This is a genomic window from Paraburkholderia tropica, from assembly GCF_014171495.1.
In the GTDB taxonomy this organism is placed as follows: domain Bacteria; phylum Pseudomonadota; class Gammaproteobacteria; order Burkholderiales; family Burkholderiaceae; genus Paraburkholderia; species Paraburkholderia tropica.
Genome location: NZ_CP049136.1, coordinates 17554 through 34532 on the forward strand (window position 1 = coordinate 17554; position 16979 = coordinate 34532).

Sequence of the window (16979 nt, forward strand, 5' to 3'; positions counted from 1 at the left end):
AATTATGACAACACGTTACTCATTCGAAGAGGGCAGCATTGCGCTGCCCGTCGGCTACACCGACCGCTCGATCAATATTTTCGTTCAGGAGCCGATGACAGACGCGCTCGCGAACCTGCAGGTCACACGCGACACGGTCCAGGAAGGTGAATCGCTGGACGACTACGCGGCGCGCCAGATCCGCGTGCTCAAGCGCCGGATCAAGGGGCTGGCTGTGACGAGCCAGGAGACGGTCACTCTCACGGGCGGGCGCACGCAAGCCGTGGAAATCGAGACCCGTTACCAGAGTAACGGCAAGTCAGTCTACCAGCGGCAGTGCGCGGTGCTGGTCGCAAACGGCAGGGTGCTGGTCTTCACGGCGACCAATACCGTTCCCTTCACGACGGGGCAGCTCGCAGCATGGCGGCAATGGACTGAATCGTTCGCGCCGGCCTGAGCGACGCATTCTGCACCACTCATTCGGCGGCACTGGCCGCGCCGGGACGGCGCCGCCACTGGCGCCGCGCACTAAGGATTTGCATCCAGAGGAACGACGATGTTTGAAGCGGCACGCGTTGGAGACGAGATACAGCATACGAATGCCCTGGCGGGATTTCTCGTCGGCGCCATCCTCGGAGCGGCGCTGATTTTCGCGGTCGCGGCACTGACATTTGCGTGTCCGTTCGTGGTTGGCTTCGTCGCGGGTTTCCTCGCGAGTATGGCCGCCGAGCAGATAGTGAACATATCCACGCAAATCGGCAGCATGTTCACGAGTGTCACCGGCAAGATTACCGTCGGTTCGGCGAACGTCTTTGTTAACGGACGCGCGGCCGTACCGGCGCAGCTCGCCTCAGCTGCTTGCGATCGCGACACCCCGCTCGAACTCGCGGCATGCGGCTCCAGTACGGTCTTTGTCAACCAGCATGTCGCGCTGCGCAAGGGTGACGATATTCAGTGTGGCGCGACGGTCGCGGGGGGCTCTGGGAACGTGTTATTCGGTAGCGAAAAGGCCTGCGAAATTGCGGTCGCCAGTGAGATTCCTGAATGGGCTGTGAAGTTTAAGGATGCTCTGTTCATGGTCGCAGGCATTGCCGGTGGACTTAGAGGCGCACTGCAGAACGGCATGAAGGCGACCGGGCCGTGCGCGCTGAAATACATCGCCGGCCAGGTAGCGGGGATCTACGTTGGCGGAAAAGTTTCTGAAGCAATAGGCGGGCTTTTTGGCAATCCGGTTCATGTGCCGACCGGACAGAAGCTGTTGATGAACGAGGTGGATTTCAGTGTCCCCGGAATGCTCCCACTCGGCGGCTCGCGCTCCTACTCCAACGCAATCGATACGGGCGGCATGCTCGGACGTGGCTTGCAGCACAACTGGGACATCCATCTGAAGCGTAGTGAGCGCGGCCTGGAGTATGTGAGTTTTCAGGGAAGGGAAGTTGGCTTCGACGACCTTCCCGTTGGCGAATACCAGTACAACCCGTTCGAGCAACTCTACCTTTCTCACGCGTTCGACGGCCGCTACGTCCTGAATGGTCTGGATGAAATCTACTACGCCTTCAGTCCGGAACCGATCAACGGACGGCACGTGCTGGAGCGCATCGAGGACAAGTTCGGACACTTCATCGCGTTCCGCCGTAACCATGAGGGCACGCTCATTGAAGTGTCCAACGACGCCGAGGTTGTGCTTGAGCTCAAGCATCAGAACGGTCGTCTGGCCCAGGTTGATCGTGTCGACGGCAAGCGCCGCATGCTGGCGCGCTACGGTTACGACGACAACGGGCAACTCATCCGCGTGCGCGACCGTAGCTACGACGAAGCACAGGGGCTGAACGAGAGTTATCTGTACGACGCCGCGGACAACCTGATCGACGCGACGCGCGACAACGGTGCCAGCGCGATGCTGGATAACCTGCTCAGCCGCTTCCGGGAAACCGCCTACATCTACGATGGTTTCGGGCAACTGACGCGTCAGGCGCGTGATGGCCAGGCGCAGGACTTCGTCTACGACGACGAAGGCCGGATGGTCCAGGCATCAGGACAGGGGAGTGAAGGTGGGTACCGCACGACCTACCATTACGATGCACTCGGGCGACGAATCGGCAAGGTGACGCATCGGACCGGCAACGACGGCAGTCCGGTAACCGAAGAAACACGGTTTGTCTGGGAAGGCATGCGCATGGCGCAGGTGCTGCGTGGCGAGACAGTGCGCACTTACGTCTACTCGCCAGATTCGCCGTATCGGCCAATGGCGCGCGTGGATCAACCCCTGGTCACTGCGGAAGAAGGATTGCGCGCCGGGACCCAGAAGACCATCTGGCATCACCACGCGCATGACAATGGTCAGGTCTACAATGGCGCGCGTGGATCAACCCCTGGTCACTGCGGAAGATGGAATGCGGGCCGGGACCCAGAAGACCATCTGGCACCACCACGCGCATGACAATGGTCAGGTCTACAGCGTCACTGATGATCAGGGCGATGTGGTGTGGGAGCCGAGATTCACAGGCTTCGGAGCGTACAAGGGCTCAGAATGGAATAGCGACAAGGCGTTCGATGAGCCGCTGCGATACGCCGGTCAATATGCCGACGAGGAAACGGGACTACACTACAACACGTTCCGGTACTATGATCCCGCCAGTGGCCGGTTTGTCTGCGAGGATCCAATTGGACTGGGAGGTGGTCTAAACCTCTATCAATATGCGCCCAACCCGATAAGCTGGATCGATCCGTGGGGACTGTCTCCTGATACGGATGTAACTACGTTTTTCCACGCAGGAAATATAGAAGGGCCAATCGACCCATCAATGGGACGAATGGGTTTGGATTTCAATCCGGCTGGACAAGGCGGTTTTTATGTAACCACCGATGCAAATCAGGCCGCAGAATGGGCCGCAAGACGTGGCACATCAGTAACTCAGTTCAACGTTCCGAACACTGAGCTGGAGGCTCTGAATATCAAGAGTTTCCCTTCTGCTAATTCGGAATGGGGGGAGTTTGTCACGCAAGGTCGTGCAGGTACCCTTGCACACACATTTGATGCAGTCGAAGGGCCGATGCTTAGAAATGTGCATCAGGTGATGAGTAGCGGTGCTCGGCCCTTGGCAAGGGGTAGTCAGTTCGCAATATTTACAAAGAAGGCTGCGGCTGTTTTTGACAGGTTCAAAGTTGGGGGTGGATGTGGATAGTGATTACATGGATGGAATCTCATTCTTTGACGAGGATGGATCTGATAAGGTTATTTTTAACTACGCTACTTGGCTGGAAGTCGTGAAGGCAGTTATTGTTAAATATGCTGGAAGAACGTACCAAGACGCGACAAATCTTGTTTTTAATTCACCCATCACAAATATATGTCCGACTGATTTCATGGGTGTTTTTCTCTTGAGTCACGAGATCGAATATCACTGGGCCATGCTGATAGCTCATGGTGAGGGATATTGGAAGAAAGGTGTGAGTTCAGAGATACCAGACGGGTATTTCGAATGGGATCGTAGCTACAGAGCAGAACATGGCCTCGCCAAGGAAAGCTTTGTTTGGCTTGGTTCATAAAGCATGGTCTCTGTTCTCGCTGAGTTGGGTCATTCAGCGGAAGATGTGTTGAAGTATCGTTACCCCAGTACAGGACATTTTGATGTTGCGCCAGAGGCAATCTACGGAGGCGAAGGCCAGGCAGGTAAGAGTGTGGCACGCGGACTGGAGCAGCGTGCGTTCGAAAGTTATGGGGGTTTAGACAGTACTTCGAACAAGCAGAATCCCATTGGAATGAGAAATGGAAATCGAGACGCCTATTTGGCTGCGGCCGATGAGCATTTGGCGGCCAAATCAAAGGGATCGACAACAGGCAATGGGGGTTCAGGATGCTAAAGAAAATAATGTGGGAAGAAGGCGCGGTATTTAATGTAAAAATTAGACAGAACTTGTTTACTCTTGCACAGATGCGGCGAAATCATCTGATGCAATTTTTTGACATAAAGAATGAGAGCGGGATTTGGGGGTATCGATTTAAATTCTGTCACCACTTTGTTTTCCGTTTTTGTTGCGGAAAATAAATTAAGGCCAATTATGATAGAAAAGATTGATGCGAGTAAGGTTCACCATAATCAGCGACCTATCGATAAACGTATGCTGAGTTTGAGGATTGATGGTCCAGGAAGCATAGGTGCGGATTTGGTCGAATTGAGCGAGGACTATTCCGTTGAGGGTAAAAAGATCATAAAGGAGCAACTCTCTTCGGAAAAAGATCTGGGTCTAATATATCATTATGAATTGGCTGAAATGATTGGAGATCCAAAGAAGATTGAAAACAGATTGTCGAGATTTTTTGATAATGGTGTAAATTGGGATGATTCGAAATCTTTTATTTTTAAGGATATTCGATTGCCGTCCTCCGTAAAAGCAGGTGACGTTTAGCGTATTTATCACTGGATTGTATAATTTTACGGTGCCGTTAAAACTGCGTATCGTGTCGTGGCTGATGATTCTGTTTAATGGGCTCTGTATGGTGGCATCCGCATACTACGCTATGGAATTTGCCACCCAGTCGGAGCCATCGCTGATTGAAGTGTTTCACCTTCCCATCTGGGCGCAGGGCACGGCAGCGGCGTTGTCCGGGATAATGAAGATTACCGTCGGCATCGGTATTTTGCGCGCGCTCCGATGGGCGAGATCGCTTTACGTCGTGGCATTCGTCTTTGAAATTGCGGTGGCGGTCATGGACTATCCACCGTCCCTGTATCAGTTGCTCATCCCCTCGTTCCTCATCTCCTGCGTAGTTCTCTATCTGTTGTTCCGAAAATCCAGCTCGCAATATTTTCAGCGAAAGCCCGCCATACAAATCTCATGACATTGCCCGTGATGAATCGCGGCACAATGTCTTTGTCTGCGCGGATCAGAATTTTCTGATTCCTGGCATCGATCTCCGGTGATCTACTTAATGCATTTCGGCATGCTAATCAATTGTCAGAAAGGCGTCCATGGAACGTACGGAGAAGATCGAGGTTCCCATTTGCGATGACGGTGCCGGTGGCTTGACCGTAAAAATCGCGAAGGGCAATCACCTCAGCTTGAGCCAAAGGCTCGCTCCGCATCCGCGTGCCGTACGGATGTACTCATTGATGGGCACGCTGAGCCGCGACGGAAAGCCGGTGCGCTGCACGAACTTTATTCAGGGCGTGTCGCTTCGCATCGATTGTCCGTCTGTGCCTAGCTATCTCGTGGACGGGCGTCGTTCCGCGTCACTGTACGACGAGCTCGGAAATGTAACGGAGTGTCTGTTTCCCTATGGTCAGCGTCTGGCCACGCTCTATTACGGATCTGGACACACCCATCAGATCAACTTCGATGGCGAAACACTCAGCGATTTTGAGCGCGACGCCGCTCACCGCGAAGTGCAGCGCACACAAGGACCGCGCGTTTGTCAGACCACATACGACTATCGTGGACGTACGGCCTCGCGACTGAGCGAGCTCTCGGCCCGCACAGGGACGAGTGGCAACGCAGCGCTTGGCGCGACCTATCAGTACGATCGCACCGGCAACCTGTATGAGGTTGCGCTGCAGGGCGGCAGACAGTCACGGCACGCCGTACAGTACGCGTACGATTCGATGGGACGGATGACGGGCACAGGGGCTGAACGAGAGTTATCTGTACGACGCCGCAGACAACCTGATCGACGCGACGCGCGACAACGGTGCCAGCGCGATGCTGGATAACCTGCTCAGCCGCTTCCGGGAAACTGCCTATATCTACGATGGTTTCGGGCACCTGACGCGTCAGGTGCGTGATGGCCAGGCGCAGGACTTCGTCTACGACGACGAAGGCCGGATGGTCCAAGCATCAGGACAGGGGAGTGAAGGTGGGTACCGCACGACCTACCATTACGATGCACTCGGGCGACGAATCGGCAAGTGAACCGAGCCGGGTTTGGTGGAGGCTCCAACTCTTGAGAGAATGGAGCCATGAACAAGAAGGCAACCAAGTTTTCCCCGGAAGTCCGCGAGCGCGCAGTGCGTCTGGTGCGCGAGCAACGTAGGGAACATCCGTCGATGTGGGCGGCGGTCGAATCGATTGCACCGATGATCGGCTGTACGCCGCAGACGCTGCACGAATGGGTCAAGCGTGACCAGGTTGACCAGGGTGAGCGTGATGGCGTGAGCACCGACGAACGCGAACGGCTGAAGGCCCTGGAGCGCGAGGTCAAGGAATTGCGTCGTGCCAACGAGATTCTCAAGGTCGCGAGCGCGTTTTTCGCCCAGGCGGAGCTCGACCGCCGTTTCAAGTCCTGAAGGCCTTCGTCGATCAGTATCGCGACACCTTTGGGGTCGAGCCGATCGGCAAGGTCTTGCGGATTGCCCCGTCGGGCTACCGACGCCATGCGGCACAGCTTCGCGATCCGTCCAGACGCTGCGCCCGCGCGAAACGAGATGAGATTCTGCAACCCGAGATCAGGCGTGTCTGGCAGGCCAACATGCAGGTCTATGGTGTGCCGAAGGTCTGGAAGCAGATGAATCGCGAGGGCATTGTGGTCGCGCGCTGCACGGTCGGTCGGTTGATGAAGCTGCAAGGTCTGCGTGGTGCGGTTCGCGGCAAGCGCATTCGCACCACGATTGCCGACAAAAGCGCACCGCGTCCGCTGGACCGAGTCAACCGGCAATTCAAGGCGCAGCGGCCGAATCAGCTCTGGGTTTCGGACTTCACGTACGTTTCGACATGGCAAGGCTGGCTTTACGTGGCGTTCGTGATCGACGTGTTTGCTCGCCGTATCGTTGGCTGGCGAGTCAGTTCGTCGATGACCACGGACTTCGTTCTGGACGCACTTGAACAGGCGCTGTATGCGCGGCAACCAGGCGAGAACGGGACATTGATACACCATTCCGACAGGGGGTCCCAATACGTCAGCATTCGCTACAGCGAACGTCTGGCCGAAGCGGGCATCGAGCCTTCGGTCGGCAGCCGTGGCGATAGCTATGACAACGCGCTGGCTGAAACGATTAACGGCCTGTACAAGACGGAACTGATTCATCGGCGCGCCCCGTGGAAAACGAAGGAATCCGTCGAACTGGCAACGCTGCAATGGGTGGCCTGGTTCAATCATCATCGACTGATGGAACCGCTCGGCTATATCCCGCCCGCTGAAGCTGAGGCAAACTACTACAGGCAACTCAGAAATACTGCGGATGCGCCTGCTTTAACTTAAACCCAATAGCCTCCACGATTCCCGGCTCGGTTCAGTACGGTTGCCATGCGCTCCCTTTAGGTCCGCTCGCACGGATACGCGTGAACGCTCGAAGATGAATTTCAGGGCAGGCAGGATTCGTCTGAAGGTGCCACGCCAACGCCGTCCCTTAACCGGGACCGCGGCCGGGTGGGGGTCTATCTGATGTCTCTGTTCTGCATGGATACGCCCAGGGAGCGCCGGCGGCGGGCATATCATCTGGCGTTGGTCGCTATTCCGGCAAGACTTGTGTCCTGCGGAATCCGTGCTATGTTTGATTCGCAACTGCATTGAACCGGGACATAATTAGCGGGGAGACACCGTGCTAGAGCGAAAGGACGAGGCAACCGTTGCACAACTGATCAAGCGTTTAATGTCTGATGGTTCCGGCTGGACGATCGCCGCGTTGAGGCTCAGGCTTGGTGCTAGCCGCACGGTTATCGAGAAGGCACTGGACACCTTGCTGCGTCGCGGCGATGTGCTGATCGACGGACTCGATTCGGAGCTGCGTACGGGCCCACGTGCCAGAATATTTCGAGGGTGTTCGCCCGGGACGAAAGACCGTCACCTGAGTGCACATCCGGCAGCATCGGCCGCCCGAGATCCAGGCACCGAGATCATCAACGCGATGGTGCGCGGCGGCAGCGGTAAATAACCCTTTCCGACCGGGCAGCGCGCCACTCGCGTCAGAACGCGAGCGTGGCCGTGGCCATCACCGACGCGGTGCTGTTCAGGCGACTCTTGCTGGCGATGGTCGGCATCCAGCGCAGGCTCGCGGAAAACGGCACCTTGCCGCCGATCTTCGTGCCATAGGTGATGATCGGACCGAGTGCAGAATCATGGCCGCGAAAGCCGTTCAGCTGATCGGCAATCGGGCCGGTGTCGTCCGCAGAGCTGCTGGACGGTGCCCGCGACCAGACCCACCCAAGACCATGCCCCGAATCCTCCCATCCGGCGGTATTCGCCAATGCCCGTCAGCACGCTGGTGCCGGCGACCGGGCGGCCGAGCGCCATCTTGGTGGCCTGCGATGGGCTGGCCATGACGACGCCAGCCGAGATCAGCGCTGCGCACCGTATTGCGTGCATGCGGGGGTGCACGGACTCGCTCCGTGCACCCCCGCATGGCGCGGATCTTCGTTTTCTGCGGGTCTTCATCGCCGCCGTCTCCTGGAACGCGCAAGCTGCGCGCCGATCTTCGAAACCGATAGGAGGCGTTATCTCAGATTCGTCTGAGAACATTGCGCTATGTGGTCGGAACGCGCGAGCGGCCCCTGATGGCATCGTGACCTCGCTCGGCAATGCCGATGGATAAATATTATTACGTATAACGTTAAGTATCTAACTCTTCATCCAATAATGTTAGACATTATCGGTATAATGTTTGATAGATACAGATCGGGATCGTACGCACGCGGCTTCGATATCACTGCATCGACACCGCGCCGTCAGCCTGCTCGTTGAACAATGGCAGTCCCCGAATCCCTTGCCTGGCTACAACCAGTGCTGTGCTCGCACCTTCTCGGCTCCCGAAAACCTCGACAGCCGGAATGGCGATGGATCGACGATCGGCGTATCGCCGCAAACCAGGTCGGCCGCTAGCGCGCCCGCCGCAGGCGCGATGCCGAAACCGTGGCCGGAAAATCCCGTCGCCACGACCACGCCGCGCAGCGAGTCGACCTTCGAAATCACCGGAATCGCGTCGGGCATCGTATCGATCAGACCTGCCCAGCTTTGCGACACCTCGACTTTTCCGAACGCGGGAATTTCGCGCTTCAGGTTGTCCAGCATGCGAGTGATCGTCGGTCGATGCGGCTGCGGATCGAGCACGCGAATCGCTTCATAGATAGAAGGGCGATCCGATGTGCCCGGGCGCCAGCGCAGTGCTTCGTCGATGAAACGTTGGCCGAAACGCATTTTCAGCGAGTCGCGCTCGACCAGATAAGCGGGTAGAAATTTCGGAAAGAAGCGGATCGAATCGGGCGTCACGTCGGCGATATTGGCGGCCGACGTGGCGACGGTCCAGCCGCCGTCCAGGCGCTGACGAAACGCTACGCTGCCGAGGCTCACGCATGGCTCGATCGGCAGCGACAACGGGCGCGTCCGGACCACGTTCGACAGCACTTTCAACTGCGGTAGCGGCGTATCGAGGCCTTTTAGCAGCAGCCTCGACCAGGCGCCCCCGGCCACCACGACCGCATCGGTGCGAATGCGCCCTTGCTCCGTGACCACATGCGTGACGGCGCCGTTGGCGGTTTCGATTGCGCGCACAGCGCATTGCTGCTGCAAATTGACGCCGAGGTCCATCGCTGCCTGCGCCATCGCGGAGGCCGCTTTCTGTGGCTCCGCGCGACCGTCGCTGGCGGTGTAGAGGCCGCCGACGCACGAATCCGGCAGCACCGGCAACTGCCGGCGCAATTCGTCGCGACTCAACAGCCGGGTGTCGATGCCGCGCGCGCGCGCTTCCTCGGCCCACGTCTGATGACGCTCGAACTTGTCCTGCGACTTCGACGCGTACAGGATTCCGTGGCGACGAAAGCCGGTTTCCCGGCCTGTATCAACGTTCATGGTTTCCCACATGCGCATGCTTTCGACAATCAGCGGCAGCTCGCGCAAATCGCGGCCGGTTTGCCGGCACCAGCCCCAGTTACGGCTGGACTGCTCGCCCGCGATGATGCCTTTTTCGAGCACGACCGCGTTCACACCGCGCCTCGCGAGCGACAGCGCGGTCGCCACGCCCACGATTCCGCCACCCACGACCACCACGCCCGCTTCACTGGGAAACATCGTCGACGACGCGACCGCGTCAACCACTGGACCCATACGAACTCACCTCATTTCTGTTCTGAGATTGGAGAAGCACCGTCGGCCGCGGTGCGCATGCGCGCCGCGGCTGGTGGGGCTGGATTAGTCAAGCTACGCGCGTCCCGGAGCCGTTAAACGCCGGTCGAGCGGATTCAGATTGGGCGCGATGCGCCCGACTTCTTCCTTGAGAAGATTCACGTATTTGTCGAGCAACTCCGGCGTGAGCCGGGCCGACAGGAAGGTGAGGCCGAGCGAGGCCACGGGCCCCGATTCCACCGCGAAAATCGGCACCGACACGCCCGCCACGCCGACCAGCAATTCGCCGCGATCGAGCGCGAAACCCTGAGTCGACGTTTCGTCGATCAGTTCTCGCACACGCTTTTCCGTCATGCCGGCGTAAGTGCCGATGCGCGGCAGGTTGCGCGCCACGATTGCATCGCGTTCGTCGTCCGCGAGAAACGACAGCATCGCCAGACTGCCCGGCCCGACGCCCAACGGCACGTAGCCGCCGATCGCGCCGGTCAACGTCTGCACAAGGCACTCGCCGTCGAGGCGGTCGATACATACCGAGTCGTCCTGGTCGCGCGCCATCAACACGACGGTCTCGCCGGTCAACTGCGCAAGCCGCTGCATTGCCGGTTGACACTGGCTGCGAAGCCCCGGTCCCTTGGCCGCCTTCGCGCCGTACACCAGCATCTTTGTGCCGAGCCGATAGCGGCGCCCTTTGTCGACTTTCGCGAGCAGGTTGTGTCCGACGAGCGTCGACAGGATGCGGTGACACGTGGCCTTGTTCAGCTCTGTGAGATCGCAGAAGTCCTTCAGTGTGATGCCTTCGTCACGGGCATTCGCGACCAGATCGAGGATCAAGACCACCCGATCGATCAGTTGAGCCCCGGGTTTTCCATTAGTTTGGGTCATCAGCGAACGTCCTCAAGTTCCATAATATAGAACTTATCACAAATAAGAACCATGATGTGAGATTTTTCTTGACGTGGCGTTTTTGATTTTTCATGATGCTTTCACCAGACCAGCGAGTGAGACGGGCCCGTCACGCGCTGTGAACAGGATCCCAGGTTGTCCGGAACCGGATGCCGGGGACTGAAACAGCGATCACTATGCGTGATGCCGGGCGTACGCGGCGCGCGATATCGCGCTGATCGGATACCGGCAAGGTGGTGCATAGCCGTAATCGACAGGAGCTCTTGATGAAGCAGTCGCTTTCGCTTGACAACGCAGCGCCCGAGCGCGAATCCGTAGCCGTCGAGGGAGCCGCTTCAGTGGATAAGGCGCGCTACCGCAAAGTCGTCATCGCTTCCGCGATGGGCTGGGGTCTCGACGGTTTCGATCACACGATGTTCGCGCTCGCACTCGGCGCGATTCTCACGTCGCTGAATCTTTCGATCGGTATCGGCGGCACGATCTCGACGGCCAGTCTGGTCGCGTCGGCGCTCGGCGGCATGTTCGGCGGCGCGCTGGCGGATCGTTACGGCCGCGCGCGGGTGCTCGTCTGGGTGGTGGTCGGTTTTAGCGTGACGACCGCGCTGACCGCGACAGCGCAGAACGCAACGCAACTGGTGATCTGGCGCACGCTGGAAGGGCTGTGCTTCGGCGCGGAGTGGCCGGTCGGCGTCGCGCTGCTGTCTGAATACGCCAAAGCCGAGAGCCGCGGTCGCGTGATGGCGTTCATGCAGAGCGCCTACTCGATTGGCTGGGCTGCATCGACGATCGCTTACTTCGTCGTATTTTCGATGGTGCCCGCCGGCGATGCATGGCGTTGGCTGTTTGTGCTTGGGTTGCTGCCGGCCATCGCGATCTTCTTCGTTCGACGCGGCATCAGCGATCGCATCAGTTCTGCCGGCGCGCACAAGCCGGCCAGTCCTTTCGCGAGCATCGCCCGGCTGTTCCATCGCGACCTGCGCCGCACGACGCTGTCGGCCACCGTGTTCCTTGTCGGCGCGCACGGCAACTACTACGCGATCGTGACGTTCCTGCCGCTCTACCTCGCCACCGAACGCGGCTTGCATGTCGCGGGTACGACCACGTTCATGCTGGTGCAGATCGTCGGCGGTTTCATCGGCTACGTATCGAGCGGCTGGTTTCACGATTGCTTCGGACGGCGTCCGACGCAGACCGGTGCGTTCATCTTTGCAATCTGCAGCGTCTTCGCGTTTCTCTACACGCCGGTCCAGTCGCCTGGCCTCGGCTATGTGCTGGTGTTCCTCGTGGGGATGAGCATTTCGTCGGTCGCGGGCGGCCTGGGCGCCATTCTCGCGGAACAGTTCCCGACGGTCATTCGCGGTGCAGGCGTGGGTTTTACCTATAACGTGGGCCGCGGCATCGCCGCGTTCGGCCCGATGTTGATCGGCTTCATGGCAAGCCGCTACGGCCTGGGCTGGTCGATGATGGTTGTGGGCATCTGCCTCGCGCTGCTGTCGACAGCAGCGCTGTGGACGTTGCCCGAAACGCGCGGCAAGGAAATCATTCGCGAAGGCGAGGTTTGACCGCGCGCCGTCACGCATCAAACCCGCCCGGCAGATCAAGCGGGACACGTGTCGATCCAGTCGACAGACATTTAACTTATGAGCAGGGACTGACCATGAGCTGGCGTATAGGTGTCGACTCGGGCGGCACATTCACCGATATCTGCCTCTTCAATAACGAAACCGGACAGCTGGAAATCTGGAAGGTGCAGTCCACTCCCGACGATCCTTCGCGCGGCATCATCGACGCCGTTCAGCAGGGGCTCGAACGGGTGGGCGCGGACGCCGGTTCGGTGTCTTTCCTCGGGCACGGCACGACGGTCGCGACCAATGCGCTGATCGAGCTGCGGGGCGTGAAGACCGGCCTCGTCGTGACTGACGGTTTCCGCGATCTGCTCGAGATCGGCCGTCAGAAGCGCCCGAGTCTGTACGACATGAACGCGGAAAAGCCGGACGTGCTGGTGTCGCGTGATCTACGTCTCGAGGTGCGCGAACGTCTCGACAGCGCGGGCCGCGTCGACATCGAGCTGTCGGAAGACGATGTGCGTGCGGCCGCGGCGAAACTGAGGGAGGCGGGCGTGGGTGCTGTGGCGATCTGCTATCTGTACAGCTTCCTGAACGCCGAACACGAAGAGCGCACCCGCGCGCTGCTCAGCGAGTCGCTGCCGGGCGTGTTCATCAGCGCATCGAGCGCGGTGGCACCGGAATTCCGTGAATTCGAACGTCTGTCCACGACGGTCGTCAACTGCTTCCTCGGACCGGTCATGCACCGTTATGTGGAAAGACTCAAGCATCGTCTCGTCGAAATCGGACTGCGCGTCGCGCCGTGTCTCACGCAGTCGAACGGTGGCGTGATCAGCTTCGATGCCGCCGCAAATCTGCCGGTGCGCACGCTGCTCTCCGGTCCGAGTACGGGAGTGGTCGCGGCGCAGGCCATCGCGAAGCAGGCCGGCTTTGCGAACATCATCACGTTCGACGTGGGCGGCACGAGCAGCGACGTCGCGCTGATGCAGAACGGCATCTGCAAGTTCACAAGTTCCACCGAAGTGCACGGCTACCCGATCAAGGCACCGATGTTCGACATTCACACGGTGGGCGCGGGCGGCGGTTCGATTGCAGGCATCGACAGCGGCGGCCTGCTGAAAGTCGGGCCGCGCAGCGCCGGTGCCGATCCGGGGCCGGTCTGCTATGGGCGCGGCAATACCGAGCCGACGGTCACCGACGCCAATATCGTGCTGCAAACGCTCAATCCGAAGGAGATTCTCGGCGGGCGCATGAAGGTGCATCGTGAACTGGCTGTCGAGGCGATCGGCGAGATCGCGCAGCGTCTCGGCATGGATACGATGCAGACCGCGCAAGGGATCATCTCGGTGCTCACCGCGAACATGGCGAAGGCGATTCGCGTGATCAGCGTGCAGCGCGGGCACGATCCGCGCGACTATGCGCTGATGGCGTTTGGCGGCGCGGGGCCGTTGCACGCCGCGCGTCTCGCGAAAGAGCTGGACATGTCGCATGTCATCGTGCCGCTCACGCCGGGCACGCTTTGCGCGCTCGGGCTGCTGCTGACCGACCTGCGCTCGGACTTCGCGCTCACGCGGTTGTTGCCGCTCGCCGCCAGCTCGCTCGGCGCGCTGCGCGACGGCTATGGTGAATTGCAGGCGAAGGCGCGGCAATGGTGCGACGGGGAGCAGATCGACGCGTCGGCCCGCGAGTACACGCGCACGATCGATCTGCGCTATGTCGGCCAGAACTACGAACTGTCCGTCGACGTGCCGGCAGGCGACATGTCTGAAGCGACGCTCGACGTAATGAAGCGCGCCTTCGAAGAGACGCACCGGCAACGCTACGGCTTCATCGCCGACGGCGAGGGTGTACAGATCGTCGCGATGCGGGTCGAGGCATTGGGCCGTGTTCCCAAGAACGAATTCCAGCCACAGGCCGACGCGGGTATCGACGCCTCGCGCGCGATGACCGGTGCGCGCAGTGTGTGGCTCGCCGAGGCGGGCGGTTTCGTCGACACGCCGGTCTACGAGCGCTCGCTGCTGCGCGCCGGCAATGTGTTCGAGGGCCCGGCCATCGTCGAGCAGATGGATACCACCACGGTCGTTTTGCCCGGCATGAGGGCCAGCGTGGATCCTTACCTCAATCTCATTCTGGAGTTCGTGTGATGCAGGCCACTATCGATCCAATCACCGTTGAAGTGATCGGCAGTTCGCTGACGTCGATCGTCGAGGAAATGGGTGAGGCACTCGTGCGCGCGAGCTACTCGACCAACATCAAGGAACGGCGCGACTGCTCGACGGCTATCTTCGACCGGCACGGTCAGGCGTTGTGTCAGGCCGAACATATTCCGATGCACCTCGGCAGCTTCATCGGCGTGATCCCCCACATCCTGAAGCGCAATGCGCTCGAAGACATTCATCCCGGCGACGTTTTCATCGCGAACGACGCATATGAGGGCGGAGCGACTCACCTGCCGGATATCGTGCTCGCGGAGCCGATTTTCTTCGACGCCAGGATCGTGGGTTGGGCGGTCAATACGGCGCACCATGCCGATTTTGCTGACCGTGGCCACGCGCATATTTATCAGGAAGGGCTGCGCATACCGCCGATTCGCCTTTATCGCGAGGGTGTGCTGCAAAAGGACGTGCAGGAACTGATCCTGCTGAACTGCCAGGTGCCGCACGAGCGTATTTCCGATCTGCGCGCGCAGCGCTCGGCCAACAGGCTTTGCGTGGAGCGGATGGAAGCGCTCTACCGGAAATACGGTGTCGAGCAGGTGCTGGCCACCGGCGACGCGCTTCAGGACTATGCCGAGCGCAAGATGCGCGCGGGTATCGCGCGAATTCCGGACGGGCATTATCGCTTCGCCGATCTGTACGACGGCTTGCAGTTCGATGGACAGATGACGCTTGGCGTCGAAATCGAGGTGGCCGGCGAAGCGATGCGTCTGCATTTCGAATCGCCCGCGCAGGTGCGTGCCGGCATGAACGTGACCTACACGGGCTTGCTCGCCACCGTGTATTACGCGGTGAAATCGGTTGTCGATCCGACGATCTTGCCGAACGCCGGCCTTGCGCGCCCGATCACCGTGACCGCCGAAAAAGGCACGCTGCTCAACTGCACGCATCCGGCCGCCGTCGACGGTCGCATCGGTGCTTGCCAGCGCGTGGTCGACGTGATCAACGGCGCGTTGGCGCAGGCAGTCCCCGAGCGTGTGCCGGCGGCGGGCAATGGTGCGTGCACCGTCGCGAGCTTCACCGGAATGCGTGAGGACGGCAGTCTGTGGGTGTATCTGGAAACCATCGGCGGCGGCGGCGGTGCCCGTCCGCACGCCGACGGTCTGAGCGGCATTCACGTGTCGATGACCAACACGTCGAATCTGCCGGTCGAAGCGCTGGAACTGGAGTATCCGCTCACGCTGCTCCGCTACGAACTGGTCGAGGATTCGGGCGGCGCGGGGCAGTTCCGCGGCGGAATGGGTTTGCGCCGCGTCTATCGCATCGATCGCGATTGCGTGGTGTATCTGGAAGGATCGCGGTTGATGTCGTCTCCGTGGGGCCTGCGTGGCGGTGCGAACGGCACGGGCGGCCGCTTCGATTGCGGCGAACCGGGCGCGTCGTTGAAGGGTTCCGTCGCGCTGAAGCGCGGGCAGATGCTCGACATCGTCACGCCGGGCGCGGGCGGTTATGGCGATCCGCGCAAACGCCCGACCGATCAGGTGGTGGCCGATCTTGCGCAGGGCCGCATTTCGCGGGAAACCGCGCAGCGCGTCTATCAGTACGCGGCTCAGGCGGCGTGTTCCTGATCCTGATTGCGCGGGAGTGCCGCGGAACAGCCGGCGTTGCATGACGCGCGGCGCGTGCCGTCGATCCCGTCGCTCCGGATAGTCGATCACACGGCGGGTGCAGCGAACGAAGCCGTCGCGCGGTGCGTGCACGGCGTGGATCGTTGCGCTCTTTTTCCGGCGCCCAAAAGGGGCCGGCTCGAGGGAGGAAACACTCAATGGCAACACTGCAAGTCGAAAAGCTCAAATCCGGCAGCGTATTCGAGGACACGTACAGCTACTCGCGCGCAGTCGTCGTGGACAACTGGATTCTGGTTGCGAATACGGCCGGCCGTCACTATCAAACCCGGGAAATTTCAGACGATGCAGCGCAACAGGCGCGCCAATGCCTGGCCAACGTGGAGGGCGCGCTGAAAGCCGTCGGATCAGGTTTCGCGGATGTGGTTCGCTCGCGCGTGTTTATTCCGAATCTCGCGGACAAGGACGCAGTCATGCACGTCATTGCCGAAGCGTTTCGCGGCGTCGATCCCGCCAGCACCATTACCGCGACGCCTCTTGCCGGACCCGAGTATCTGGTCGAGATCGAGGTGACCGCCTACCGCGGTGCTGGCGAGGCGCAGACCAAGCGGATCGACGTCACGCTTTAAGCACTCGACAAGAGCGCATGCCGCGCCGTTCAGGTAATGACCACGCAGGCCGCCTGGGGTCGGCGTGCTGA

At 60.0% G+C, this 16979-nt stretch carries 16 protein-coding genes, 2 pseudogenes and 1 other annotated feature; of the genes and pseudogenes, 15 read left to right on the forward strand and 3 right to left on the reverse strand.

Annotation, left to right across the window (positions count from 1 at the left end):
- The first annotated feature begins 4 nt into the window (after positions 1 to 4).
- The 11 genes and pseudogenes from G5S35_RS23580 (at position 5) to G5S35_RS23625 (ending at position 7847) form a co-directional block, all read left to right on the forward strand.
- On the forward strand, positions 5 to 436 hold the full coding sequence (locus G5S35_RS23580) for a DcrB-related protein (RefSeq protein WP_183039747.1): 432 nt from the start codon (positions 5 to 7) through the stop codon (positions 434 to 436).
- 99 nt (positions 437 to 535) lie between these two features.
- Positions 536 to 2419 carry a DUF6531 domain-containing protein gene (locus tag G5S35_RS23585; RefSeq protein ID WP_183039748.1) on the forward strand — a complete coding sequence of 628 codons (1884 nt, stop codon included), beginning with the start codon at positions 536 to 538 and terminating at the stop codon, positions 2417 to 2419.
- Between the two features lie 115 nt (positions 2420 to 2534).
- Positions 2535 to 2714, forward strand: a pseudogene (locus tag G5S35_RS40315) (RHS repeat-associated core domain-containing protein); the annotation flags it as partial.
- Positions 2700 to 3164 (forward strand): DUF3990 domain-containing protein, encoded by a 465-nt coding sequence (locus G5S35_RS40320; RefSeq protein WP_420874550.1) that lies wholly within the window; start codon positions 2700 to 2702, stop codon positions 3162 to 3164. The pseudogene G5S35_RS40315 and the gene G5S35_RS40320, both read left to right, overlap by 15 nt.
- A gap of 7 nt (positions 3165 to 3171) precedes the next feature.
- Complete coding sequence (locus G5S35_RS23595) at positions 3172 to 3528, forward strand: hypothetical protein (protein WP_183039750.1); 357 nt, start codon at positions 3172 to 3174, stop codon at positions 3526 to 3528.
- Positions 3529 to 3954: 426 nt separating this feature from the next.
- Positions 3955 to 4389: a hypothetical protein gene (locus tag G5S35_RS23600; RefSeq protein WP_183039751.1), complete on the forward strand. Its 435-nt coding sequence runs from the start codon at positions 3955 to 3957 to the stop codon at positions 4387 to 4389.
- A 112-nt stretch (positions 4390 to 4501) separates the two neighbouring features.
- Positions 4502 to 4822 carry a hypothetical protein gene (locus G5S35_RS23605; RefSeq protein WP_183039752.1) on the forward strand — a complete coding sequence of 107 codons (321 nt, stop codon included), beginning with the start codon at positions 4502 to 4504 and terminating at the stop codon, positions 4820 to 4822.
- 130 nt (positions 4823 to 4952) lie between these two features.
- The gene (locus tag G5S35_RS23610; protein WP_183039753.1) at positions 4953 to 5690 is read left to right on the forward strand and encodes an RHS repeat protein; all 738 of its coding nucleotides are present in this window, start codon (positions 4953 to 4955) and stop codon (positions 5688 to 5690) included.
- Positions 5647 to 5889, forward strand: coding sequence for a hypothetical protein (locus G5S35_RS23615; protein WP_477644653.1), 243 nt, complete (start codon positions 5647 to 5649; stop codon positions 5887 to 5889). The genes G5S35_RS23610 and G5S35_RS23615 overlap by 44 nt, the downstream gene beginning before the upstream one ends.
- A gap of 47 nt (positions 5890 to 5936) precedes the next feature.
- Positions 5937 to 7174, forward strand: a protein-coding gene (locus tag G5S35_RS23620) for an IS3 family transposase (protein WP_183038563.1) whose coding sequence is annotated in 2 segments (ribosomal slippage) — positions 5937 to 6228 and positions 6228 to 7174 — 1239 coding nt in all. Because the reading frame shifts where the segments join, the coding sequence is not laid out codon by codon here.
- Positions 6218 to 6334, forward strand: a sequence feature (AL1L pseudoknot). It overlaps the preceding gene by 117 nt.
- 340 nt (positions 7175 to 7514) lie before the next feature.
- Positions 7515 to 7847, forward strand: coding sequence for a DUF2867 domain-containing protein (locus G5S35_RS23625; RefSeq protein WP_124263124.1), 333 nt, complete (start codon positions 7515 to 7517; stop codon positions 7845 to 7847).
- Positions 7848 to 7878: 31 nt separating this feature from the next.
- On the opposite strand, the pseudogene G5S35_RS23630 reads toward G5S35_RS23625, so the two are convergent.
- The 3 genes and pseudogenes from G5S35_RS23630 to G5S35_RS23640 all read right to left on the reverse strand — a co-directional run.
- A pseudogene (locus G5S35_RS23630) lies at positions 7879 to 8116 on the reverse strand (transporter); the annotation flags it as partial.
- A 567-nt stretch (positions 8117 to 8683) separates the two neighbouring features.
- Positions 8684 to 10012: an NAD(P)/FAD-dependent oxidoreductase gene (locus tag G5S35_RS23635; protein ID WP_110327383.1), complete on the reverse strand. Its 1329-nt coding sequence runs from the start codon at positions 10010 to 10012 to the stop codon at positions 8684 to 8686.
- A 93-nt stretch (positions 10013 to 10105) separates the two neighbouring features.
- Positions 10106 to 10912: an IclR family transcriptional regulator gene (locus G5S35_RS23640; RefSeq protein ID WP_074983688.1), complete on the reverse strand. Its 807-nt coding sequence runs from the start codon at positions 10910 to 10912 to the stop codon at positions 10106 to 10108.
- Between the two features lie 287 nt (positions 10913 to 11199).
- Here G5S35_RS23640 and G5S35_RS23645 point away from each other — a divergent pair, with 287 nt between their 5' ends.
- The 4 genes from G5S35_RS23645 (at position 11200) to G5S35_RS23660 (ending at position 16908) form a co-directional block, all read left to right on the forward strand.
- Positions 11200 to 12495 carry an MFS transporter gene (locus tag G5S35_RS23645; protein WP_080180495.1) on the forward strand — a complete coding sequence of 432 codons (1296 nt, stop codon included), beginning with the start codon at positions 11200 to 11202 and terminating at the stop codon, positions 12493 to 12495.
- Between the two features lie 95 nt (positions 12496 to 12590).
- The gene (locus G5S35_RS23650) at positions 12591 to 14642 is read left to right on the forward strand and encodes a hydantoinase/oxoprolinase family protein (RefSeq protein WP_183039755.1); all 2052 of its coding nucleotides are present in this window, start codon (positions 12591 to 12593) and stop codon (positions 14640 to 14642) included.
- Positions 14642 to 16282 (forward strand): hydantoinase B/oxoprolinase family protein, encoded by a 1641-nt coding sequence (locus G5S35_RS23655; protein ID WP_176080062.1) that lies wholly within the window; start codon positions 14642 to 14644, stop codon positions 16280 to 16282. The genes G5S35_RS23650 and G5S35_RS23655 overlap by 1 nt, the downstream gene beginning before the upstream one ends.
- A 197-nt stretch (positions 16283 to 16479) precedes the next feature.
- On the forward strand, positions 16480 to 16908 hold the full coding sequence (locus tag G5S35_RS23660; RefSeq protein WP_074983693.1) for a RidA family protein: 429 nt from the start codon (positions 16480 to 16482) through the stop codon (positions 16906 to 16908).
- The last annotated feature ends 71 nt before the right edge of the window (positions 16909 to 16979 follow it).

Coding starts and splice junctions, on each gene's coding strand:
- G5S35_RS23655 (WP_176080062.1), top strand. CDS start 14,642: ATGCAGGCCACTATCGATCCAATCACCGTTGAAGTGATCGGCAGTTCG.
- G5S35_RS23600 (WP_183039751.1), top strand. CDS start 3,955: ATGAGAGCGGGATTTGGGGGTATCGATTTAAATTCTGTCACCACTTTG.
- G5S35_RS23640 (WP_074983688.1), bottom strand. CDS start 10,912: ATGACCCAAACTAATGGAAAACCCGGGGCTCAACTGATCGATCGGGTG.
- G5S35_RS23635 (WP_110327383.1), bottom strand. CDS start 10,012: ATGGGTCCAGTGGTTGACGCGGTCGCGTCGTCGACGATGTTTCCCAGT.
- G5S35_RS23660 (WP_074983693.1), top strand. CDS start 16,480: ATGGCAACACTGCAAGTCGAAAAGCTCAAATCCGGCAGCGTATTCGAG.
- G5S35_RS23645 (WP_080180495.1), top strand. CDS start 11,200: ATGAAGCAGTCGCTTTCGCTTGACAACGCAGCGCCCGAGCGCGAATCC.
- G5S35_RS23610 (WP_183039753.1), top strand. CDS start 4,953: ATGGAACGTACGGAGAAGATCGAGGTTCCCATTTGCGATGACGGTGCC.
- G5S35_RS23595 (WP_183039750.1), top strand. CDS start 3,172: ATGGATGGAATCTCATTCTTTGACGAGGATGGATCTGATAAGGTTATT.
- G5S35_RS23605 (WP_183039752.1), top strand. CDS start 4,502: ATGGAATTTGCCACCCAGTCGGAGCCATCGCTGATTGAAGTGTTTCAC.
- G5S35_RS23585 (WP_183039748.1), top strand. CDS start 536: ATGTTTGAAGCGGCACGCGTTGGAGACGAGATACAGCATACGAATGCC.
- G5S35_RS23580 (WP_183039747.1), top strand. CDS start 5: ATGACAACACGTTACTCATTCGAAGAGGGCAGCATTGCGCTGCCCGTC.
- G5S35_RS23650 (WP_183039755.1), top strand. CDS start 12,591: ATGAGCTGGCGTATAGGTGTCGACTCGGGCGGCACATTCACCGATATC.